Source organism: Streptomyces sp. NPDC088124 (assembly GCF_040685895.1).
Classification (GTDB): domain Bacteria; phylum Actinomycetota; class Actinomycetes; order Streptomycetales; family Streptomycetaceae; genus Streptomyces.
In genome coordinates, this window is sequence record NZ_JBFBJB010000045.1 from 1 (window position 1) to 23,535 (window position 23,535).

The 23,535-nt window shown below is 65.6% G+C and carries 17 protein-coding genes; 9 read left to right on the forward strand and 8 right to left on the reverse strand.

What is annotated here, in order from left to right; translation table 11 throughout:
- Positions 1-388 (reverse strand): transposase (locus tag AB0P17_RS30940; RefSeq protein ID WP_365815974.1); only part of this gene is annotated, 388 nt, incomplete at its 3' end.
- Positions 385-924, reverse strand: coding sequence for a winged helix-turn-helix domain-containing protein (locus AB0P17_RS30945; RefSeq protein WP_365815976.1), 540 nt, complete (start codon positions 922-924; stop codon positions 385-387). The genes AB0P17_RS30945 and AB0P17_RS30940, both read right to left, overlap by 4 nt.
- Before the next feature lie 518 nt (positions 925-1,442).
- Between AB0P17_RS30945 and AB0P17_RS30950 the strand changes: the two genes are divergently transcribed.
- The 6 genes from AB0P17_RS30950 (at position 1,443) to AB0P17_RS30975 (ending at position 10,106) form a co-directional block, all read left to right on the forward strand.
- The gene (locus AB0P17_RS30950; protein ID WP_365815978.1) at positions 1,443-2,966 is read left to right on the forward strand and encodes a hypothetical protein; all 1,524 of its coding nucleotides are present in this window, start codon (positions 1,443-1,445) and stop codon (positions 2,964-2,966) included.
- 2 nt (positions 2,967-2,968) lie between these two features.
- Entirely contained in the window at positions 2,969-4,333 is a 1,365-nt protein-coding gene (locus tag AB0P17_RS30955) for a GDSL-type esterase/lipase family protein (protein WP_365815980.1), read from the forward strand.
- Positions 4,334-4,489: 156 nt separating this feature from the next.
- The gene (locus AB0P17_RS30960; RefSeq protein ID WP_365815982.1) at positions 4,490-8,518 is read left to right on the forward strand and encodes a glycosyl hydrolase; all 4,029 of its coding nucleotides are present in this window, start codon (positions 4,490-4,492) and stop codon (positions 8,516-8,518) included.
- A 39-nt stretch (positions 8,519-8,557) separates the two neighbouring features.
- On the forward strand, positions 8,558-9,268 hold the full coding sequence (locus AB0P17_RS30965; RefSeq protein WP_365815984.1) for a hypothetical protein: 711 nt from the start codon (positions 8,558-8,560) through the stop codon (positions 9,266-9,268).
- 51 nt (positions 9,269-9,319) lie between these two features.
- Positions 9,320-9,520 (forward strand): winged helix-turn-helix domain-containing protein, encoded by a 201-nt coding sequence (locus AB0P17_RS30970; protein WP_365816066.1) that lies wholly within the window; start codon positions 9,320-9,322, stop codon positions 9,518-9,520.
- A 181-nt stretch (positions 9,521-9,701) separates the two neighbouring features.
- Complete coding sequence (locus AB0P17_RS30975; RefSeq protein ID WP_365815986.1) at positions 9,702-10,106, forward strand: transposase; 405 nt, start codon at positions 9,702-9,704, stop codon at positions 10,104-10,106.
- A 547-nt stretch (positions 10,107-10,653) separates the two neighbouring features.
- Here AB0P17_RS30975 and AB0P17_RS30980 read toward each other — a convergent pair.
- From AB0P17_RS30980 to AB0P17_RS31005, 6 genes are all read right to left on the reverse strand, one after another.
- Positions 10,654-11,787, reverse strand: a complete 1,134-nt coding sequence (locus tag AB0P17_RS30980) for a glycoside hydrolase family 99-like domain-containing protein (RefSeq protein ID WP_365815988.1) — start codon at positions 11,785-11,787, stop codon at positions 10,654-10,656.
- 182 nt (positions 11,788-11,969) lie between these two features.
- A complete protein-coding gene (locus tag AB0P17_RS30985) occupies positions 11,970-14,204 on the reverse strand; it encodes a glycoside hydrolase family 78 protein (protein ID WP_365815990.1) in 2,235 nt (744 codons plus the stop codon).
- Positions 14,205-14,764: 560 nt separating this feature from the next.
- Entirely contained in the window at positions 14,765-16,426 is a 1,662-nt protein-coding gene (locus AB0P17_RS30990; RefSeq protein ID WP_365815992.1) for an extracellular solute-binding protein, read from the reverse strand.
- A gap of 88 nt (positions 16,427-16,514) precedes the next feature.
- Complete coding sequence (locus tag AB0P17_RS30995) at positions 16,515-17,378, reverse strand: carbohydrate ABC transporter permease (RefSeq protein ID WP_365815994.1); 864 nt, start codon at positions 17,376-17,378, stop codon at positions 16,515-16,517.
- Between the two features lie 65 nt (positions 17,379-17,443).
- On the reverse strand, positions 17,444-18,298 hold the full coding sequence (locus tag AB0P17_RS31000) for an ABC transporter permease subunit (RefSeq protein WP_365816068.1): 855 nt from the start codon (positions 18,296-18,298) through the stop codon (positions 17,444-17,446).
- Between the two features lie 331 nt (positions 18,299-18,629).
- Complete coding sequence (locus AB0P17_RS31005; RefSeq protein WP_365815996.1) at positions 18,630-19,508, reverse strand: AraC family transcriptional regulator; 879 nt, start codon at positions 19,506-19,508, stop codon at positions 18,630-18,632.
- Between the two features lie 300 nt (positions 19,509-19,808).
- Between AB0P17_RS31005 and AB0P17_RS31010 the strand changes: the two genes are divergently transcribed.
- From AB0P17_RS31010 to AB0P17_RS31020, 3 genes are all read left to right on the forward strand, one after another.
- On the forward strand, positions 19,809-20,864 hold the full coding sequence (locus AB0P17_RS31010; protein WP_365815998.1) for a hydroxyacid dehydrogenase: 1,056 nt from the start codon (positions 19,809-19,811) through the stop codon (positions 20,862-20,864).
- Positions 20,864-22,861 (forward strand): DUF2264 domain-containing protein, encoded by a 1,998-nt coding sequence (locus tag AB0P17_RS31015; RefSeq protein WP_365816070.1) that lies wholly within the window; start codon positions 20,864-20,866, stop codon positions 22,859-22,861. The genes AB0P17_RS31010 and AB0P17_RS31015 overlap by 1 nt, the downstream gene beginning before the upstream one ends.
- A gap of 188 nt (positions 22,862-23,049) precedes the next feature.
- Positions 23,050-23,361 (forward strand): type II toxin-antitoxin system Phd/YefM family antitoxin, encoded by a 312-nt coding sequence (locus AB0P17_RS31020; RefSeq protein WP_365816000.1) that lies wholly within the window; start codon positions 23,050-23,052, stop codon positions 23,359-23,361.
- Positions 23,362-23,535: the final 174 nt, after the last annotated feature.

The following is a 23,535-nucleotide window of genomic DNA, read 5'->3' on the forward strand; positions in this document are numbered from 1 at the left end:
GCCGCAGGAGGGACCAGATCCCTTCGACGGGATTGAGGTCGGGTGCGTAGGGCGGCAGGTAGTAGATAGTCAGCCAGTCCCGGGATGCCGCGAACTCCCGCAGGCCGGCGGCCTTGTGGACGTTCAGGTTGTCCCAGACGAGCACGATCGGGCCGCCGAGCTGCTGGTGGGCGGCGATCAGAAGATCCCGGTAGTCACGCCAGGAGAAGCTCTTGCGACCGTCGCGTCGTCCCTCGTCCCGACGCGGCCGGTAGATCAGCCGGGACCGGTGGCCGGGTTTGTGGCAGGTCAGTGCGGCGATCGATATTCGTCTGCGGGACCGGCCGCGGACCCGCACCACCGGGGTCCGGCCACGCTGCGACCAGGTCTTGGCCTGCGGCGGCGTCATGGAGAATCCGGCCTCGTCCTCAAAGACGAGCCAGGCTCCACGAGCCGCCGCGAGTCTTCCGCGCAGGGCCACACCTCCTTGACCCACCCGGCCACCGCCTCGTCGTCCCGCTCCATCGCGCGTCGGGTCGGAACCTGGCAGGACCAACCGTTACGCACCAGCAGTTTCCGCACGCCCTGGATGGTGTAGGTCAGGTGGAAGCGCCGGCCAATCACGGTCTTGACCCGCGCCAGCGTCCACCGCTGGTCCTCCCAGCCATGTGCGGCAGGCCCCTTGGCCAGCTCCGCCTCCAGCTGCGCGAACTGCTTCTGGCTCAGCCTCGGCAGTGACGCCGGCCCCTGCGACCGCAGAGCACGCGGACCGCCTTCCTCCCACATCTGCCGCCATCGCTGCACCGAGCGGACGCTGACCCGCAGGTCCTTGGCTATCACCGAGCTCGCCTCGCCCTGGGCGAATCTCTCGGCCGCCTCGAGCCGTAACTCCTGTCGGAACTGCTGCCGTTCGGCGGTCAGACCACCCCCTTGTGGAAACCGCATGCACCGGTGATACCGCACGGGCGACGAGCAGTCAGCCCCTACGACTCCACGAGTTCAACCTCAGTAGTGACCTTCACTGGCAATGGATGCTGAGCCGCCCCGGCGCCCAGCAGTCGGCAAGATTGTCCAACAACTACCCAACATGATCCCGGCAACATTCTCTCCGGCAAAGGATATGGTCTGCCGCGGGTTTGTGGACAGGCCGTCGGCAACAGGCATCGAAATGCAGCTGCCGACGTTCGCCTCGGCCGAAGAGATCGCAAGCGTCGTAGGGGACATCTCGGAGCTCAGAGGAATTTTCGATGACAGCAGACAACTCACATTCCACTCCTGCCGGCAAGCCGAGTCGACGGGACATCCTCAGGGGGGCAACCGCAGTGTCGGGTGGTGCCGTCCTCGGCTTGGCCCTACCGAATTCAGCCGTAGCTTCCAGGCGAGGACCGCGCACCATCAGGACCCTGGTCGGCGCGATTCGATGGGATGCCTGGGTGGGTGGAGATTCTGCCTATGGAAGCGGCGTGAACCGCACGCTGTCGCCGGACAAGTACCACTTCCGGCTTCCCTTCTACACCGACATCACGGTTCCGCGGCCGATGCTGATCGACCAGAAGTTCGACGGCGAAACGACTGGTGCTGCTCCTGCCGGTTGGGATGTCACGACGCCTACGGGTTCCAACGCGTCGGTCGTTGAGGTGTCCGGAAGAGCGGGCAAGTCTGTGCACCTACAGAGCTCGTCCGGATCCGCGGCGGCGACGGTGGCCCGCGCCTTCCCCGCGCAGGAGCGTGCTGTCACTGTGCAGTGGCAGTGGAAGGAGACAACTGCCGGCCAAGGGGCTCTCGCAAGGCTGAGCGGCGGTGCGTCGGTTGCCGTCGATCTGGCAACCCGAGACGACATCGGTGCCAAGGAACTTGTCTACCGCGCGTCCAACGGCTCTTGGAACGTCGTCCAAGCCATCGAGAGCGATACGTGGTACTCGATCAAGATCGTCATCGATCCCGCGCCCCCAGAAGCTGCTGCACCGTTTTTCGATATCTTCGTGAACGGGATACGAAAGGTGCGCAGTGCGGCGTTGCGCGAATCCACGGCGGTGCTCGACTCTCTCGCTTTCGGCACCAGGGAGGGCTCGCCTTGCGAGCTCTACATCGACGACATCAGTGTACGGGTGACTGAGTCGGTCAATAGCGATGCGACGCTCCAGGACGTCATGGATCAGGAGATCCAGTACGCCAAGAATGCCGGCATCGACTACTGGGCGTTCGTCTACTATCCGCAGCAGCCGCTGGCTCGCGCCAGGGAATTGTACTTTTCCAGCGAAAGGAAGGGGGAGGTCAGCTGGTGTGCCATATTGGATGGCAACTTCACCGGCAGCTACGGCACGAATCTTCCGCACCTCGTGGCACAGTTCAGTGAGCCGAACTACCAGCGCGTGCTCGGCGGACGGCCCCTCGTGTACTTCTTCACTGCGGCTACGGCGGATCAGGTGGCCAAGATGAGGGCCGCTTGTTCACAGGCCGGGCTCCCTGATCCATATATTGTGGTCATGGCGTGGACCGCACAGGGCGCGGCTGACCTCAAGGCCGCCGTGGGCGCCGATGCGGTCAGCCGCTACGCGACGGGCGAGCGAAATGGCCAGCCGTATTCTCGGCTCGCTGACGCGGAATCCAGCCTGTGGGACCAGTATGCGGCTGCGGCAGGAGACGTCGTCCCGACCGTTTCGACAGGTTGGGACAAGCGCCCACGGTACGACTATCCACTTTCCTGGGAGCCCAATTACACGGGATTCAAGGATGAGTGGACACAACAGGCGACACCTCAGGAGATCGCAAAACACCTGCACGGGGCCGTGAGCTGGAACAACACTCATCCAGACAATGCGTCGGCCAACACGGTCCTCGTCTACGCCTGGAACGAATTCGACGAGGGCGGCTGGATCTGCCCGACCCTGTTCGAAATCAGGGACGCGGGCAGGCCGCTACGCCTGGACGCCATCTCTGACGTGCCCCGAACGAGTTCCGGAACACCAGGACGACGGACTCTCTAGCGGTGAGTACGGCCCGCCGACCAGCCACTAGGCGGTCGGCGGGCAGGGTTGGCAGCCAGAGCGTCCCCGTTGAAGAGCTCGGTCACGGCCCCTTCGAAAAGCCGGCACCGGTCGAAAACATGCCCCTCGCCGCCAGGTTCAGCGTGACAACACACGTCGAAGGAGAAAACGGTATGCCTGAACGGGATCACAAGCTTGGAGGGAGAGTCGCCGGCGGGATCGGCCGAAGGGCACTGTTCAAAGCAACATCAATCACAGCGGGCGGAATTGTTCTGGGTGCGTCCAATCCCGCATTCGCGGCGGGGCGGCCCAGTGAAGGAGCCCTCCCGACGGCAACGCCTGATATGCAAGCGAATTATCACGCAGATGACTCCGTGTCTTGCGCCAGGGGCTTGATCTCGACGAATGACAAGAACATCAAGTACAGGGGCCGTTGGGAGGAGCAAACAAGCGGATCCGTTTACGGGTACTACGAAAGTGGTCTTGAGTTTGGATTTACTGGAACATCCATTTCTGTGATGCTCGAAGAAACCTGTCGCCTCCTTCACAGTGTAGACGGAGGGGAATTCCGGAGAAATGTCGGCGCGAATGGCACGCTCGCTATCGCTTCAGGCCTCGAAGGGGGGGTGCACTCTGTGCGGATCTATTCAGAATACCAGCAATCCTTTCCGAAAATAAAGCATTTCCAGATCGACCGCGACGCAAACACGAAGCCTCTCCCCGAGAGGCCGACCATGGAATTCGTGGGGGATTCCATTTCGGTAGGGTACGTCGGGGCAGGGTTGGTCAATTCTCTCGAAAATTCTTTCACCTTTAGGACGCCGGAACTCCTGGATCTTTCCCATAACACCGTCGCGTTTGGCGGGATAGCCGTAGCGGCGGGATCCGGAGGGCCGGACGCGACGGGGATGGTGAGCCGCTACACCAAGCTGTCCGAGTACATCCCGGGTGAATCGGGTGTTCCGGTATGGGATACCTCGCAGTACGTGCCCGACTATCTCGTGATAAATCTGGGGACAAACGATCCGTCAACCGGGACGAAAGCTCCGAATTTCAAGCCTGCATATACGACGTTCCTCGAAAATGCGAGAACATACTATCCCGACACGGTGATCTTCGCCATGACCCCGTTCAACGGAGCCCACAGAAATGAGATATTCGAAACGGTAAGCGCAAGGAATTCCATAGGGGATGCGAAGGTGATACACATCGAAACGTCCGGCTGGATTGATGTCGCGACCGAGACAACTGACGGAACGCATCCCACCGTCGCCGCCCAGGATAAGATTTCTCATAAGCTGGCGGCATCGCTTCAGGGATATTTTGACATGCGGATGCCGTCGCGCCCCGTCTGGCCTGCTATTTAGCCTAAGAGTGTTTTTCGAGATGGTGAAGCAGGCGAATCGCACCCAATAGACGAAATCGAAGGTTGGTGCAGCCTGCGTCCGGCGCGTAGGGTGACGCGAATAAAAATGTTCTGCATCGCGTTGGGCATCTGAAGTCAGCGAAAGGACCACGGCCCTGTGCTCTTCCGTACTCTCACCGAGTTGTTCCAGGACCCGCCCCGCGACTTCGGCCCCACCCCGCTGTGGTGGTGGTCGGGGGCCAAGGTCACCCGGGAGCGGCTCGAGTGGCAGATGCGCGCGTTCGCTGCGGGCGGCATCCACAACCTTGTCGTGATCAACCTGGCCCCGGCGGGGCCCGCGTTCGGCGCCCAGGCCGACGATCCGGCCTGGTTCAGCGAGGAGTGGTGGGCGCGCTTCATCGACGCCTGCGAGATTGCGCAACAGCTCGGCACGCGGCTGTGGTTCTACGACCAGGTGGGCTTCTCCGGCGCCAACGTCCAGGGCGGCATCACCCACCGGCACCCCGAAGCGGCCGGGCAGGCGCTGCGCTGTCGCGATGCGGTCGTCACCGGCGGTCGCGTCGACCTGCTGAGCACGGAGACACTGATCGGCGCGTACCGGACGGACGGCAGCAGGCTGCACGTCCCGGACTCCCCCGATGACACCGAGGCCCTGCTGGTCACCTCCGTCCCAACGGCTTTCGACTACCTGGACCCGCACGCCGTCGGTCTTCTCATGAACACCGTTCACGGCGAGTACGAGCGCCGCGTTCCGCAGTATCTGGGCCATGTCATCGCCGGGAGTTTCCAGGACGAGCTGCCCGCCACCAACTCCTGGACGTCCCGCTTTCCCGAGGAGTTCAGGGCCCGCCGGGGCTACGACCTCCTCGATCATTTGCCCGCACTGTTCCGGCACGGCGGCCGGCAGGCCGCCAAGGTGCGCACCGACTACTACAGCGTGCGCGCCGAACTCACCGAGGAGGCGCTCTTCAAGCCACTCGGCCAATGGCACGACAGCCGTGGCATGCTGCTGGGCGCCGACCAGAGCAACCCGGCGCGGGCGGGATACCCCACACAGTCCACCCAGCTCTACACCGACTACTTCCGCACTCACCGCTGGTACAGCGCCGCGGGCACCGACCACGAAGGAGACGCGAAGGTCCACTCGTCCATGGCCCATCTCTATGGCCACGAGCGGGTGTGGATCGAGGCGTTCCACTCCTCCGGCTGGGGCGGGACGCTGGAGGATACGTACGACTGGCTGCTGCCCTTCCTGCGCAGCGGCGCCAACCTGTACAACCCGCACGCCAGCTACTTCGGCACCGCGGGCGGCTGGTTCGAATGGGCGCCGCCGTCCACCGACTGGCGCCAGCCGTACTGGAAGCAGTACCGGGCCTTTTCACGGGCCGTCTCCCGCATCGCATCGATCACGTCGTGGGGAACGTACGACGTCGGCGTCGCGGTCCTGCACCCGACCACCACCGCGCAGGCGCTGCTGCGGCTGGACCTGCCCGTCGACCACTTCGGCGACGGCCAGGTCGGTGAAGCGCACACGGACCTGGACGAGACCCAGCGCCACTATCTCCAGCTGTGCGGCACCAACAACTGGTTCCACACCCGCATCGGTGAACTGGACCGGCAGCGGGTGGCCTTCGAGGTCATCGACGACGACTCAGTCCTGCGCGCCGACATCGCAGACGGGACGCTACAGGTGGCCGGGCTGCGGTTCTCCGCGGTCCTGTTGCCGTCCGCGAGCGTGCTCGAAACCGCCACGGCACGGCAACTCGTCGCGCTGCTCGACGCCGGCGGCCGGGTCGTGGTCGTCGGCCGGCTGCCGGCCTTCGCGGCCGGGACCGCCGGAGACGATGCCGTCGTCACCGCGCTGGCCGCCCACCCACGTCTTGAGCGCGTCGCCGACCCCGAGTCAGGTGCCAAGTCCGTGGCCGGCCGGTACGACTACGCCACCGGAGAGGTCCCCCTCTTGGTGCGCCGCCAGGGAACGGAGGCCGTCGCCCTGGTCACCGGGGCGTTTCCGAACGCCAGCGCCCATCCGCTGCGCGACCCCGTGACCCGGCAGTGGGAGGACTTCGACTTCGACCCGGCGCGCTATGCGGCAATGTCGTCGGTCGAGGTGAACGCCGTCGTGGCGGCGGCGGAGGTCTGGGATCCGGCCACCGGCGTCCGCCAGGCCGCCCATGTCACGGTGTCCGGGCAACGCTCCAGGATCGAGGTGCCGCTCAACGGCGCGCCCGCCGCACTCGTGGTCTGGCGGGAAGGCGAGGTACCGGCCTCGGCGCCCACGCCTGCATCGCCGACTCCTGCCGTCGTCACGACCGACATATCGACGGGCTGGCGCGGTCGGCTTGTCACCACCATGGACAACACCTGGGGTGACATGGCGCTGCCCGCCGCGTCGTCCGTCGAGGACCTGCAGGTCTGGAATTTCCACTGGTCCGAGGGGCCCGCCGGCCACCCGGAGCAGAAGGCGCTCGCGACGTACGGCAACCGCGTCCGCGTACTCTCCCCGGTCCCGGTTGCGCAGGCGCCGGACCCGCTGGACCGCGACGCGGTCGCCCGGGTCCTCGCCGGGCAGTCGTCGCTGGCCGAGGACTTGGCCGGATGGGAGGTCTCGCTCCACTCCGCCAGCCGGGGCGTGGCTGATCCCGGTTACGGCACACTCGGCCACAAAGGGTTCGTCGGCGAGGAGTTCGTGCGCCTTCGCATGCCGACGGACGGCATGGTCGCCCGGGTCCGAGCCATCATCGAAGCGGACCGGCTCGGCGCCGCCGACCTGCACGTCGGCGCCGCGGCCGGCAAGCGCCTGTGGTGGAACGGCGTGGCACTCCCCACCGGCAGCGGCTACCTGACCACGGTGCGCGTCGATGTCGACCAGCCGCTGAACGTCATCGAGTACGAGCTGTTTGATGCCGACGTCCGCACCGGGCTCGCCGCGGACACCGAACCACTCGGCAGCTACTTCTGTCTGACCCGGCCCGGCGAGTTCTCCCCCCGGCCCCAGTTCATGCGCCTGCCGGATGCGGTACGGCCGTCGGGCCGGACCACCTACCGGGCCCGCGTGTGTCTCGACGACGATGCCGCCGAGACCGTCCTCGTGGTCGGCGCGGCCACCGGCGTCACCGTGCTGATGGACGGCGCCGCCGTGGCCCGGCAGGAGAAAGTCGAGTATTACGAGTCGGCCTGGGGCGCCACCCCGATGTTCTTCCGCCACGAACTGCACCTGCCGGCGGGCGAGCACCTCCTGGAGCTGGTTGCCGACAGCACCCACGCCGACGACGTGCTCTACGCCGACCTGGTCGCCCGTACACAATCCTCAGTCGTCGCCCTCGTCAGCGGCGCCGACTGGGAAGCCGAAACGGGCGACTGGCGTGGGCCAACGATCGAACACCGAGGTCGCTGGACCGAGTTGCAGCCCTGCCATGCCGCCACCCGGCCGCACCCGCTGCACGACACCGCATGGCTGCACGGCGCCCCGGCCCTCGGTTCGGCCGTGGACGCGGTGCGTGCCACCGACGACGTCGTGCCGGTGCCGCAACGCCTGCGGTCCACGCTTCCTGCCGGCACGGTCGCGGTGAATCTACCCCTACGGCTCGCCGCCGCGGTGACGCTGGACGGCACCGAGCGGCGGCTCGACGGCAGCGCACTCCACCTGGACCAGCCGCTGCAGGCACCCGCGGAACTGGAGATCGTCACCGAACCCACGGCCACTCTCCGCGGCGGCAGTGCCCTGTCCGGACCGGCCGGCGTCCGCGTCGCCGAAGCCCCCGTCCCGCTGGCCGACTGGCACGGCATCGGACTTGCCGGGTGGAGCGGAGGGCTGCGCTACTCTCGTACGGTGACGATGCCGCCCGGCTCCGACCCGGTGGTGACGCCTGTGCTCGACCTCGGCCGGGTACGTGGCTCCGTCGAGGTGGCCGTCGACGGCGAGAAGACAGGCGAGGCCTTCTGCGCCCCGTACCGCTTCCCTCTGCCAGGCACGGCTGGCCGAACGGTACGCATCGACGTGACGGTGTACAACACGCTGGCCCCGTATTTCAGCGAGGCCACCCCCACGGCCTGGACCTTTCCCTCGCAGTTGGTCTCGGGTCTGCTGGGCCCCGTCACTATCATTACCGCACCGCCACCGCCACCGCCACCGCCACCGACGGAGACGGCACAGGCCACCGAGACCGAGGCGATCGGCGGATGAGGGGCGTGACGACCACCAGACCCCCCGCGCGTATCCAGGATGTCGCGGCCGCGGCAGGCGTCTCCGTATCGACGGTCTCCAACTCCTCAACCGCCCCGCGCGCGTCAACGCCCGCACCGCCGACCGGGTCCGGTCCGTGATCGCGGCCCTGGACTATGTGCCGTACCCGGGAGCGGCCGGCCTGCGCAGCGGCCGCGCGTCGTCGATCGGGCTCGTCCTCCCGGAGATCGTAAACTCCTTCTACGCGCGCATCGCCCGGGGGCGGCCCAGGCCGCGTACGGGCACGGCTTCTCACTCGTCCTGTGCGACAGCGACGATCACCCCGACCGGGAGCGCGACTACTTCGACATACTTGCCGAACAGCGTGCGGTCGGCGTCGTTGTCGTCCCCCTCGGCGGCCATCCGGACCGTCTGACCAGGCTGCGCCGACGCGGCATCCCCCTGGTCCTGACCGACCGGAAGTTGCCGCCGCAGGTGGGCTGTTCGGTCGCCGTCGACGACGTCACCGGCGGCCGTCTGTCCGTGGACCACCTGCTGGACAGCGGTGCGCGGCAGATCCTCGTCGTCAACGGCGGTCGCGGGATCAGGCAGTGCACCGATCGGTACCAAGGAGCCCGCCAGGCGATCCGCAGCCATGCCGAGAGCGTGCGGCGGTGGAGGCGCGTGTGGGAGGAAGGTGGTGCTCCGGCCTTGCGCCGGCGCTCGGCCACCGGTCGCCCACCCAAGTTGGACGACACGCAGGTGGAGTAGGTACGGGCGGCGTTGGAGCGGGGTGCCCAGGCCCAAGGGTTCGAGGCCGATTTGTGGACCTTGGAGAGAGTCGGCCTGGTCGTCGAGCGGGTGATGGGGGTGTCGCTGTCGCGGGCGTCGGTCCGGCGTCTGCTGACCGGCCGATTGAGTTGGAGTCTCCAGCGGCCTGAGAGGCGGGCGGTCGCGCGGCACGAGTCCGAGATCGCCCGCTGGATCGCGCGCGAGTGGCCGCGTATCAAAAAGGGGCGGTGAACACACGCGCCTGGATCGTGTTCCTCGACGAATCAGGCGTCTCACTGCTACCCCAGGTCCGCCGCACCTTCGCACCCCGCGGACGCACCCCGCTCCTGCGGCACGGGCTGAACTGGAAACGTGCGCCGATGGCCGCGGCTCTCGGCCACCACTCCACCGATCCCGACCGCGGTCCCCGCCTGTGCTTCCACCTCAGCCCGGCAACTACGACACCACCGCCCTCATCGAGGTCCTGGATCAGGTCAAGGCGTCCTACCGCGGGGTCAGCGTGATTCTGGTGTGGGACGGATTGCCCGCCCACTGGAGCCGGGCGATGCGAGCCTGGGGCGCGGAACAGGACCGGCTGACTCCGGAACGATTACTCGCCTACGCTCCTGAGCTGAATCCGGTGGAACTGCTGTGGTCGTCGCTCAAGAAACGTGAACTTGCCAACCTCGCCGGCGACCACCTCGCGGATGTCGCCGACGCCACCGGACAAGGCATCTACCGCATCAACCACAACCAGCAACTGCCGTGGTCCTTCCTCCACCACACCGGCCTCACCATCCACCCACCACACCCACCGAACTTACGAAAAGATCAGTAGGACTTCGGGGCACATACGGCAAAGGAATCCACCCGCAGGCCAAGTCCCCGTTGCCGGGCGTGCCCACGGGCCGCATCGCCACGCCCTGGGCGCGACGACGGCCCCCTTGGGAGTCCGGCCCGTCCACGTAGGCAATGAACTCGTGGCCGAGGTGGAGCAGGTGCCGCATCGCCATGTGGGCCCCGCCACGTCGTCCGGACGGGAGCCCGTGAAGCCGACGCGCCCTCCGTGCGTACGCACCCAAGTGTGTGAATGGCCTCCTCCAGGCGGATGCGGGTGGAAGGCGCCACTACGTTCGGGCGGTTCGTGGTGTTGGAAACCGTGCCCGATCGATACCCCGGCTTCTCGAGTAACGACCCTTGATGCTCACTCCGAACTTGTTGGTCACGTTCTCCTCCAGCACCAAGTAGGCGGCGGGGAAGCGAGGCTGACGACGCGTGCGCCAGCCCCGTCTCGTCCTTCGGAGGTCTGCAAAGGCATGTGTCACTCGCCGAGTGAAATCACTGGCGGTTGTCGGCTCCAGGATCCGAAGCTGTGCATCGCTGACTCAGCGGCTGATACCGAACACTCTGCGGATCTGCTCAAGATGCCCGTACTCGTAGACGGTGTCGGGCTCAAGGTAGGTGCCCTCGGTCCACTCGTTCCACGCGTTGATGGTCACGAGTGGGGTCTGAGTGTTCTCGACGTACTCGCGCACCTTCTCAAGTGCCTGCCCGAAGTGCTCGGGCGTGCAGTCCGAAATGATGTTGGTGTGGGGGTAGCCGAGGCCAGGGTTGTACCCGTCGGATTGGACCGTCCGCGGTGACGGGTCCCACCCGACCGTCACGTTAGGATAGTAGGGCTGGTCAAACCTGGCCGCCAGGTCCTCCCAGCCCTTCTCCGCCTGCTCCAGGACGTCGGGGTACGGAGTGAGGAGCGTAGGCAGTGGGTGGTGGTGTGCCCAGACATAGGACGTCACGCTGTCGAATCCAAGGCGGCTCACCAACTCGGCCTCGTCGAGCGCTACACCGTCCTGGGGCAGCACCGGCTGATCGCGCGTGATGGCGTTGAGGTGCACGTCACCGTGGCCCGCCCGGGCAGCACGCGAACGCAGATCGTGAAGCGCGCCCCTGGTCGAGTCGATTCCGCCGAGCCCGTCAATGAGGGTGGGCAGGTCGTAGATCGACAGATAGGGGCGGCCGTCGAGCCGCAGATACGCCGGGTGGTGGAAGTACCGCTCCAGCAAGTACTCCATGGCCGCGCGGAATTGGGCGGCATCGACGCTTCCCGACTCTAGCTCGGTGTGCTCCGTCCCGGACTTCCACGGATGGATATTGGTCCAATGATGGTTCGCCCACATCACAGCGAACTTCACGTTGTGATCGGCCGCGATGGGCATGAACGCCTTTTCGAGCGGGCGTTCCAGGTAGGGAAGCCCGCTGTACCAGTACCAGTCGAAGATGAAGGCATCGACCCCGTGCTCCATGGCCATCCCGATCTTGCGGGCCATCACCGCCGGATCAGCTTCGTCCTCGCAGCCATGCAGCGGGACACGCGGCTGTGCATGGCCCTCGAAGCGCGGGCCGGCCTTCTTCAGTACCTCCCACTCGGTCCATCCTTCGCCGTGCCACCGCTCATTGCGGGGGTCAACGTGGTAGTTCGGAAAGTAGTACGCCGCTAGCGTCACTTCATCCCTGTTCACGCCGACACCCCCACATCCGCGCGGTGGCCGGTGAGTTGAATGCAAATCGTTGATCAATCACAACTGCGACTGTATTGAAGACGCGGCGTCCACGCTGCGGGCTGGATTGAGGAAAAATAGGGCAGAGTTGACCACCGAGGAGTCCCGCGGGGGACGTCCCGTGCGGGCCCGTCCCCGGCCATTCAATCGAGGTCCGAAATATGCCAACGATGACGCCCTGGCCCGACCGTCTCTGCTGGCCGGCGAGGAAGATCCACGATGGCGGTGACTCCCACCGGCACGGTGAGATGGACAGAGAAGGTGTCCGCCTCGCGCAGCCAGCTGACTTCGGCTCGCCCGTACGGCGTCTCCTTCGCCGCCGACGCGTGGGTGAGGCCGCCACCGGGTCGGGGGCGGATGAGGAGGCGACGGTAGCCGGGTTCGGCGGGGGCCATCCCGGCAACGACGCGATGCAGCCAGTCGGCGACCGCGCCCAGGGCGTAGTGGTTGAAGGAAGTCATGTCGCCCGGGTTGACATTTCCATCCGGGAGAAGGCTGTCCCAACGCTCCCATATCGTAGTCGCACCCTGGGTTACCGGATAGAGCCAGGACGGGCACGTCCGCTTCAGAAGCAGGGCGTACGCGGCGTCGAGATGCCCCGAGTCGGTAAGGGCGTCACAGATGACAGGAGTACCGACGAAACCGGTGGCAATGTGAAAGTCGGCCTCCTCTGCCAACGCGGCCAGACGCCGAGCCGCGACCTCGCGTTGCGCCGGGGTGGGAAACAGGTCGAAATGGAGCGCGATGGCATAGGAGGACTGGGCGTCGTTGTCGAGCAATCCGGACGCGAGAACCCACTTCTGCGTGAACGCGTCCTTGATGGTTCGCGCGAGTTCTTCATAGTGGCGGCAATCATCGGAATAGCCCAGAGTGTGCGCCATCCTGGCGAGAACCGCTGTCGAACGAGCACGGTATGCGGTTGCGATCAGGTACGGATCAGCCTTGTTGGCGGTTGGATCGTCCGGCGGCGCGGACGGATCGAGCCAGTCACCGAACTGGAAGCCCGAGTCCCAGAGCTGATCACCACCCGCGTGCGCGGTCATGCAGTCGACCCACGCCCTCGCGCTCGGATACTGTGCCCGCAACACTTCAACGTCCCCGTATTGCTGATACAGCTCCCACGGTGTGAGGACGGCGACGTCACCCCAGGCTGCCGCCGGCGTCAGGGTTTCCAGTTCCAGGGGCGGTGCCGATATCGCGGGAACGAAGTAGGGCACACAACCGTTGGGCAGCTGATCGGCGGCCAGATCGCGTAACCACGAGGACAGCATGCCCGCACAGTCGTACAGGAATGATGCCGTCGGCGCGAAGATCTGTACGTCGCCGGTCCAGCCCAGCCGTTCATCACGTTGTGGACAGTCGGTGGGAACGTCGAGGAAGTTGCCGCGCATGCTCCACACCACGTTCTCGTGCAGGCGCTGGAGATGGGGATCCGAGCACGTGAAGGTGCCGGTCCTCACCATGTCGGTGTGGTAGACGCGGGCCACTACTTCAACGTCGTCGACGTCTCCGCTGATCTCGGCGTAACGGAAGCCATGGAAGGTGAATCGCGGTTCCCAGCTTTCCTGACCGCCGCCGCGCAGGACGTACTCATCGGTCGCCCGCGCCTGGCGCAGGGGGCGGACGCAGAGTTCGCCGTCCTGCAGCACCTCGGCATGGCGAAGCCGGACCATCGCACCCGGGGGGCCTTCAGCCCGTATGCGCAGGCGGCCGACCAGGTTCTGTCCGAAGTCGACGATCCTCTTCCCCGATGGTGAGACGGTTTCGGCGTTCGGCTTGAGTTCCTGGGTGCAGCGGACCGGCGGCCCCTGGGGGGCCACCAGCGATGCCCTGTCACGGTCCATCAGCTGGACCGGACGCCAGTCGCCGGCGCAGTAGCCAGGGGTGGACCAGCCCGGACGTTCACGCTGCGCATCGTGGTGTTCGCCGTCGTACAGACTCGCACGGCGAACGGGGCCCGGTGCAGTGCGCCAGCTCCCGTCTGTGCCGACGAACTCGGTGGATTCGTCGGCGTACTCAATCTCCAGCTGAACCAACAGCCCTCTTTGGGAACCGTAGATGTGGCGAGTGCCGCCGTTGAATCCGAGGCGCCCCCGGAACCATCCATCGGCCAACGAGGCCCCCAGCGCGTTGGAACCGGAGTGCAGCGCCTCGGTGACGTCATACGTCTGGTAGCGCAGCCGATGGTGGTAGCTGGTCCAGCCGGGGGCGAGCGCGATGTCACCCACACGGACTCCGTTGAGTTCAAGCTCGTAGAGTCCCAGCGCTGTGGCGTAGAGCCTCGCACGGCGTACGGGGCCTTTAACCGAGAAGTCTCTACGCAGCAGCGGCACGCTCTCGTCCGCCCCAGGCACGTCAGGCGTGATGAAGGCCGCCATCCAGTCCGATGCCTCCAGAAGACCTGTCTCCAGCGTCAGCGCCGGGCTCCAGGCGGAGGCGCGAACCCTCTCCGATCCCCAGACTCGTACGCGGATCTGCCGCCGACAGCGTGATCCGAGTTCACGGTGCGGCCACGGAACGAGCACGCGGTCCTCGGAGTCGATCCGTCCACTGGTGACGACGTCTCCGGATTCGAGGTCCGCGCACTCGACCTCGTAGGCGCTCTGCTGCCACCCGGCAGGTGCATCCCGTACGGCCCAGGACAGTCGCGGGCGAGCTTCTCCGATGCCCAGTGGTTCTCGGTGGTGTTCAGCGCGGGGTGCATCTACTCGCGGGAGCTTGTCTCCCTGGTGCGGCACGCGGTCTCCTCAGGTCATCCGTGGTGACCCGGCGCGGGCACCGTGTTCAAACGTTTACGCGTCCGGCGTCGATGGTGCGCTGGCCACTGCCCATCGGGCGAGGTGTGCCTCAGCGCGCCAACCTGCCGGGCGCATCGATCTGCGCCGAGGCGAAAATGACGATGCCTCAGTAGATTTCGGGGGGTTCGGGGCACATCAGATCACTTGGTCGTACCTGCCGCGTACTCGGACTCGTACTCCGAGGCGATCTTGTCGCCACCACCGGACTTCCACTTGCTCACAGCGGTATCCCACGAATTGACGGATTGACGTCCGGTGATGATGCCGATGATCGCGTCGTCAATGGCCTGACTTAGCGTGGCACCGGCCGTGCTCAGCGTATTGGAACGCAAGCCAGTCGCTGGGTTGTCGATGAGCTTGGGGCAGGTCTGACGCTGCCACTCGTAGGCAGCCTTGGTCTCGTCCTGTGCGTTCGGCACATATAGCACCTGGGGGGCGCTGCACATGAAGTAGAATGGCAGGTTGACGACGTTCTCGGTCTTACCGAGGGCCGTGGGCGTCGGGTCGCCATTCTTGTTGTAGGTGAAATGCACGCCCTCGACGCCATACATGAGGAGCTGGTATTCCTCGGTGCCAAAGGGTGAGGCCAGGAAATCCAGCATCTTCAGGACCATCTTGATCTTCGGCTTCGACAGCTTCTTGTTGATGACGGTGTACCCGGCATACCCCGGGCCTGCCCACGGAGTGGCGTCGACTCCGTTCACTGAGTAGGAGATCATCGGCGTCGCCTTGAAATTCTGAACCTGACTGAGCGTTGTTGGAAGGGCACCGAAGCTGTCCGTGTAGGACTGCACAGTTCCGTTGTAGAACTGAGTCTTGAGGTCGACCGTCGCAGTCGAAGCGGAGTCGGGGTAGTACTGCTTCTGCTTCCACAGAGTGTGCAGGTACGCCAGCATCTCCTTGAAGCGAGGGCTCTCGTAGTAGGTGCTGAACTTTCCGCCGGAGATCGACCAGGCGTTCGGCACCCCGTGGAATTGCGCGTGGGCGCCGAACCAGTTCAGAGCGTTGTCCTTCGCCGCACCGATGCCGTACTGCCTGCCGTGGGTGAGTTCCTGGAGGAGGCGCGTGAAGTCCTCGCGGCTGTAGCTGCTGTTGTCGGGGCGGAAACCGTGCTTCTCGAAGTTGGTGCTGTTGATCCAAAGCGCCAGGCCCGGCCTGGCTCGCTGAATGGGGACACCGTAGATGCCGCCGTGGAAGCGACCCGGCGCCTTCCAGGAAGCGGTCGGGATGTTGGCGAGGTTGGGATAGTCCTTGACGGCGTCGCCGGAGACGAACTCCGAGATGCTGGCCATCGTCTTGAGGACAAAGGGAGCCTCGTGCGGGAGTGTGGCGCCGCCGGTGAGGTTCAGGATGTCCGGGAGGTCGTCGCTGGCCATCAACGTGGCCATCTTTGCCGTGAAGTCCGCGGCCGGCACCGGAGTGAAGTCGATTTTCACGCCCAGCGCCTCCTCCATGGCCTGCCAGTACTTGTTCTGCCCGCGGGGAGTGGGGGCTGTGCCATAGGTGATGGTCATGACCTTGAGCGTGGAGCCGTCGCCCGGTGTCCCAGAGGTCCCCTTGGTGAGCTCGGAGGGGTACTTCAGGTAGGTGTCCTGGATGCCGGTGACGCCGTCGCCCCTGAGGTCCGGGGTGACGGCCTTCTTGGGCACGTAGGTGGGCCACGGCGCCAGTTCGGCTCCCGCGTTGGTGGCGTTGCCCGAAGAGCTGGAGGTGCTGCAGGAGCTCAGCAAGGGAGGTGCGGCGACGGCCGCGGAGGCGATGCCTATGGTGCGCAAAACGGAACGACGGGAGGGGGTGTGCATAGTCGTACTTCCCTTCAGGAAGGCCTTTTGGCGCTGATGGCCCAGGAGTTCTGCGGGCGCCCTTTGGGCGAGTGGAGCCAGCTTTGATTCAGCTCTTGATGGCGCCGGAGAGCACGCCCTTGGCGAAGTACTTCTGCAAGAACGGGTACACCAGCAGGATCGGCACCGTAGCCACGACAAGGACGGCCATCTGAATGGTCTGCGGGGCGGCTACGGCCGCGTCGCCCGCGCCGGTGGAGCTTGCGAGCTGACCGCCGCTCAGGACGTAGGTACGTAGCACCTGTTGGAGCGGCCAGTGGTCGTCATCCATATAGATCGACGCCTGGAACCATGAGTTCCAATAGGTCACGGCGTAGAAGAGGGAGACCATCGCAAGAGCAGCCTTGGAAAGCGGCAGTACCACGGCCACGAGGATCCTGAAGTTTCCGGCACCGTCCAGCCGGGCAGCCTCGTACAGCTCTTCCGGAACGGATTGGAAGAACCCCCGCAGGACCACCAGGTTGAAGACACTGATCAGCACCGGGGCGATCAGCGCAGCATAGTTGTTCAGCAGCCCGAGGTTCTTGACCATCAGATAGGTCGGGATCATTCCGGGCGGAAACAGGAAGGTGAAAAGTATGAGCAGGAGCACAGGTTTGCCGCCGAAGACCTTGGGGCGAGCGAGCGCGTAGGCCAGCATGACCGTACACACCATGCTCGCCGCCGTCCCGACGACCGTGACCCCGATGCTCACCCACAGCGCATGAGTGACGATGCCACCGCTGAAGATCTGCTGGTAAGCCTGAAGAGACGGGTCACTGGGCCACACCACCCAGCCGCCGTTCTCAACGACGGACTCTGTGGACGACAGCGAGGTGGCGATGACGACCACGAAAGGCATGAGGACCAGCAGGATTATCACCGCAAGGGCGGCACCTTTTGCGGCCAGCGTGGCCTTTCGGGGCTTCTCCATCCAGACCGGGCGCACTTGCCCGGCCGACTGCCGACGGCTACTGGAACGAGTCCCACCAACAGCGCTCACTTGTAGACTCCCTGTTCCCCGAGGCGGTGCGAGATCTTGTTGGCGGCGTAGACGAGGATCGCCCCCACCACCCCTTTGAAGAGGCCGACCGCAGCACCGAATCCGAAGTTTCCGCCGATGATTCCCTTGTAGTAGACAAAGGTGTCGATGATTTCTGCCGCGTCGGGTCCCACAGTTGTCCGCTGCAGCAGGATCTGCTCAAAGCCGACGGAGAGGATGTCCCCGATCCGCATGATGAGCAGCAGGATGATGATGGGCCGGATGGACGGCAGCGTGATGTGCCAGAACCTCCGCCACGGTCCCGCTCCGTCGATGGCCGAGGCCTCGTAGAGTTGATCGTCGACCTGCGTCAGTGCCGCAAGGAAAATGATCGTCCCCCAGCCGCAGTCCTTCCAGATGACCTGCAGTACGGTCAGCGGTTTGAACAATTCCGGGTTGCCGATGATGTCAACCGTGTGCAGTCCGGCTCCCGACAACGCGGAGTTGAACAGACCGGTGCTGCCGAGCATCTGTTGGGCCATCGCAACCACGATCACCCACGACATGAAGTGCGGCAGATACACCACGGACTGCACAAGGCGCCGAAGGGTGTGTGACGTGAGGCCGTGCAACAGCAGAGCCAGGGCCAACGGGGCAGGGAAGTAGAAAATCAACTGCAACCCGGCGATCTCTGCGGTATTGAGAGTCGCATGCCAAAAGCCGGAGTCACCGAGAAGGTCCGTGAAATTCTGGGTGCCAACCCATGCGCTTCCCCAGAACCCGTCAAAAGGAATGTAGTCCTTGAAGGCGATGACGTTGCCAAAGAGAACCGCATAGTGGAACAGCAGAAAGTAGGCCAGCCCCGGGAGCATGAGGATGACGAACAACCGGTCGCGTCGGAGTCGCCCCAGCCTTACGAAGCTCGTCCTTCCGTGCCGGCGGGGAGGTTCGGCCGGACCGGTCACGCCCGGAGACACGTCACCGTCGGCTTTGCGGGCTGTTGAGTCGATTTCGGCGAGCCCCGCCTCCGGCCCGCTCATGCCGGGAATCCCGAGTGACGAGATCTTCCGGCGGAGTTCACATGGGAGTAACGCTGTTCTGTCACGGTCGCGACACTATTGGCCAAACTTGACTGTCACCATGGCCTGAATTGGCCGAGAGTCGGACAGAGTTGTCCTGGCGCGCCATGGCGAGAGGCCTTCGTTACGGCTCGGTGGACTCCGAGCCCGTCGGATAGTGGTCCCAGCCTTGGCCCTTGAGGGCGCGCCTGCGATACGCAGAGGGCGTCAGCCCGTAAGCGGCCTTGAATCGACGCGCGAAGTAGCCGGCGTCGCCCCAACCGAGATGCGCGCCGATCTTCGCGACCGGCTGGTCCGTCTGCACCAGAAGCCGCGCCGCGGCCTGCTCCCGCAACTGGTTGAGGTAGGCGATCGGCGAGACTCCGAGATCGCGCTGAAACAACCGGACAAGGTACGTACGCTCCATCGAGGTCAGAGCACCCAGTTCCGCAAGGGTCCACGAGCGGCCGGGGCCTTCTTCCATCACCTTGACAGCGCACGACACCGCGGGGTGGAGCTTGGCTCGCCGACGGCGCCCCATGGAGTCCTCCGCGGCCCACGAGCGACTCAGAAGATCGAGGTAGATCAAGAGGTGCCCAATGACCTGGACACGGGAGCGCGGCCCGGAGGTGATGTCGCTCATGCTGTACAGCTCTGCGATCGCCGCACTCAGCGCGCCCGAACCAAGCTGCATCCGCTGGGGAAGCGGCAGGGTCGAGGCGTGCAGTCCAGCCATCAAAGGCAACTCGGCATCGAGGAACGGCAGCGTGGAATGTATCAGCTCCGGCGCCACGAAGCAGTCGAAGACCACCAGGTCCTCGCACTCTCGATAGGCATGCCACTGATTCGGCGGGATCACCGCCGCGCTACCCGGGCGAATGGGGTGGTCACCGTCGACGGAGACATGGAGGGCACGCCCCTGGATGACGAGGGCAATCTCCAAGAAATCGTGATCATGGGCCGCCACGTCGGCGGTGATCTCATGACGATCGGCCCAGACGGGCAGCCCGTCCGAGCGGAACACGGTTGCACGCTCATATCTGTGTCGCGAACCACGAGACAACTTCGTCCTACTCCCACACAATCCGGCCCTGCACTACATCTATGCTCTCTTCAATATCATCACGTTCGTGACAGAGCAATGGCCCAGACTGATGTACCACGTTCCGCACCCAGTACCCGTGATGGGTAGTGTGCTCGAGCAGCTCCCCTTCCATGGGAAATTCGGGGTCTTCTCCAGTCCGCCATCTGAAGGTCGCGGGCTGGGCGCCATTCCAGGTCCCCTTCCGCCTGCGGCGGCCGCGCCCTTGGACAGGGGGCTCTGATGCGCAAACATCCGGCGCACGAACCTGTTGTGGCTGAGCCCCATGGACGCAGTCCGGAAACTCTGCTGGCCATGGGGCGCGACTCCCTGCAGGTTCAGTTCGGTGAAGCCGAGCTCACCCGACTACGTGCCGTGGCCACGGTTGCCGAGCCCCTGGCGACTGACGAATTGACATCCCATGACGTCCGCTCGCGGCTGGCGAAGGTGGAGGTGCTCATCACCTCGTGGGGATGCCCACCGCTCGACGCCGACGTCCTCGATGCCGCGCCGCGTCTGCGTGCCGTCTTCCATGCCGCCGGCAGTGTGCGGGGGCACGTCGACGAACGTGTCCTCGACCGCGGAATCGTGGTCACCACTGCTGCCGATGCCAACGCCGAGCCGGTCGCCCGATACACGCTCGCAGCCGTGTTGTGGTCCTTCAAAAAGGTTCCGTTCCTCGCCCAAGACGCGCGTAAGTACCGGGAAGACGTGGGCTACCGGGATCGCCGGGGCGAGCTGAGCGGGCACAACCGCACGGTCGTGATCGTAGGCTTCTCAAGGATCGGACGCCGCGTAGCAGCCCTCCTGCGGACCCTGCACGAGGGGCCGATTCTCGTGGTGGATCCGTTCGCGGATCCCGCGGAGGTACAGGCAGCAGGTGCCGAACTGCTCGACATGGCCGAAGCGTTGCCACGTGCCGATGTCCTGTCACTGCACACACCGTTGCTGCCCGAGACCCGGCACATGATCGGCGCTGCGGAACTGGCGAAACTTCGGCCGGGCACCACTTTGATCAACACAGCCCGCGGGGCACTGGTGGACACCATGGCACTCGAACTTGCCTGCGCGTCGGGCCGGTTGGACGCCATCCTCGACGTCACCGATCCCGAGCCGCTCCCCGCGGACTCCCCCCTCTACGATCTCCCCAACGTCTTGTTGACGCCGCACATAGCGGGATCCCAGGGGAGAGAGACACGCCTCATGGCGCGTGCAGCGCTCACCGAACTCGAGCGGTATGCGGCGGGACTTCCCCCGTTGTATCCCGTCACCCGACAGAACCTGGCGGTACAAGCATGATGAGTCCACCCGACTTCACCCTCTCCCCGTACACCGGATGGACACGGCACCACTGGGAGATGCTGGCGGACCGTATGCTGACCGCCGTCGAGCCCTACCGCTCCCCCGCCAGCGCCCGGCTGGATCTTCCCGGCCCAGCCAGCGGCAGCGGCTTGATCTCCGACGGTTTGGAGGGGTTCGCCCGCACCTTTCTGATCGCAGGCTTCCTCGTGGCCGGCCGTGGCGGTGACGATCCTCGTAACCACCTTGAGAGGTACGCCAGAGGGCTGGCCGCGGGCACGGATCCGGCGTCGCCAGAAGCCTGGCCGCGTCCCGACGACGGGTTGCACCAGGCGAAGGTGGAGGCCGCGTCCATCGCGCTGAGTCTTCAGGTCACCCGGCCCTGGCTGTGGGACCACTTGGACGCACGCGTTCGCGAACAGACCGTCGGCTGGCTGTCCGCCGTGCTCGGACAGTGGTATCCGCAGAGCAATTGGACTTGGTTCCGCATCATCGTCGAATCGTTCCTCCGCGAGGTCGACGGCCCTTGGTCCGCCGCAGAGATCGAGGAGAGTCTCGCCGTTCACGCCTCACTTCGGGCGGCCAACGGCTGGCTGGCCGACGGGCACGGCCGACTGTTCGACCACTACAACGGCTGGGCGCTGCACCTGTACCCGATGTTGTGGACGCGCCTGTTCGACGTGACCGGAACGCTGTGCCCGCAACCGCTCCGTGACCAGTGGGCCGCGGATCTGAGTCGCTACACCGATGACGTACTGCGCCTCATCGGCGCCGACGGCTCGCCCCTGCTTCAGGGCCGTAGCCTCACCTATCGCTTCGCCGCAGCCGCCCCGCTGTGGGTGTCCGCGCTCGCCGGTTCAGATCAGCACCCGCCGGGGCTGCTCCGACGCGCGGCCAGCGGAATCGTCTCGCATTTCGTGAAGCACGGCGCGCTCGAACCGGACGGCCTGCTCAGTCTCGGATGGCACGGCCCCTGGCCCCGCATGCGACAGTCCTACTCAGGGCCTGGCTCTCCGTACTGGGCGGCGAAAGGCATGCTCGGTCTGCTCATCCCGTCCGACCATGCGGTGTGGTCCCACCTTGAGCAACCGCTGCCCATCGAGACAGGCGACATCGCCCATGTGGTCGAGGCACCCGGCTGGTTGGTGTCCGCCCGCCAGTCAGACGGCGTCGTCACCGTGCTCAACCATGGCACGGACGTTTCACAGCCCGGAGAAGCCGGCGCCGACTCCCCGTTCTACACCCGGCTCGGCTACTCCACGGCGACGCTGCCTTCGCCGACAGGCCCGACGGTTGCCGATCCGGTCGACAACACAGTGGTCCTGCTCGACGCCGCCGGCAGGGCCAGCCATCGAAGCGGCTTTCGTACGTTGTTCACGCGGGAACTGGCGAACAGGGTTCTGGTCGCTGCTTCACAGGGGCCCGTGCACTGGACAGATGCGGCCGCCGATACCGGCCCCACCCTTGGAGCGGGCCCAGCCGGTGCGGCCACCCCTGGCCCCGTTCTCACCGTCGCTTCCGTTGTTCGTGATGGCATCGAGGTACGCCTGGCGCGGGTCGACGGCCCAACATCGGCCGTCAGGCTTCGCGTCGGGGGGTGGCCCCTCGCCTCCTCCACCCCACTCCGATCGGACGCGGGCCCCCTCTCATCGGCCTCGGACACATGCAAGCAGCCCGTCCTCGCCGAAACAGCCCGTGACGATCTGCGCTCCTTTATCCACGCAGTGCGTGGACTGGACGAAGCCGGCGTCGCCGTCGAGCAGGGAACCAGCCCCCTCGGCGAGTACACCGGCGTGCCCTGGCTCGCGACACGGACGGTGTCTGCCGGTGACATCGTCGCAGCCGTGGTCGGCCTGACCCGCCGGCCCGACCACACCCCTGCTCCCGAAGTGGCGGTGGAGGACGTGGCCGGCCAAGGGAACCGGATAGTGGTCACCTGGCATGAGGACGAGTCCACGACGTTCCTGTTGCCCAGCTGGCGAGCCGCGAGCACGTGAGGATGCGGTGCTCGCGCTCCACCGTGAGGGCATGGGTCACGTCGGGCGGTCGCGATGATTTCGCGTGCGTGATCGGGGTGCGACTGGTGGTAGTCGATGGCGTGGGAGCACACGAGAGCCTCTGACATGGGCATTCGCTGCCGCCATGGACCATCCTGGACCAAGTGGACGCCACATAGGCTAGGAGCATGACCTATGAGATTCCGGTGACGCAAGCCCGGGCAGAGCTCGCCGATCTGATCAACCGCGTCGTCTACGGCGGCGAGCGCGTGGTCGTGACCCGTCACGGGAAGCCGCTGGTCGCGCTCGTCTCCGCCGCTGACCTGGAGCGGCTGGAGAGTGAACCGGAGGAGACGGAGGAGCGGGTGATCAGCTCGGTCTCGTCGGTCCGCCCCCTCTCCTCCGCGCCGGGCGACCGGGGCCGGTTCGGCATCGCCGCCGAGCACCGCCCCGACCGCCGCCCGGAAGGAGGCGGGCGGCCTCCGGGGGCCGGCCGGTGAGCCCGTACGGGACGCGGGGCGGGCGGTGCGCCGTATACGGCCCGGCGCTCCCAGGGGCTTTTGCGGTCACGAGTTAACGCGCCCGAAAAACTTCCGTCCTACGGTGCGATGCCAAGGGTGGGAAGCATCCCGATCGTCATTCAACAAAGTGTTGATATTGGCTAGGATCGCGCT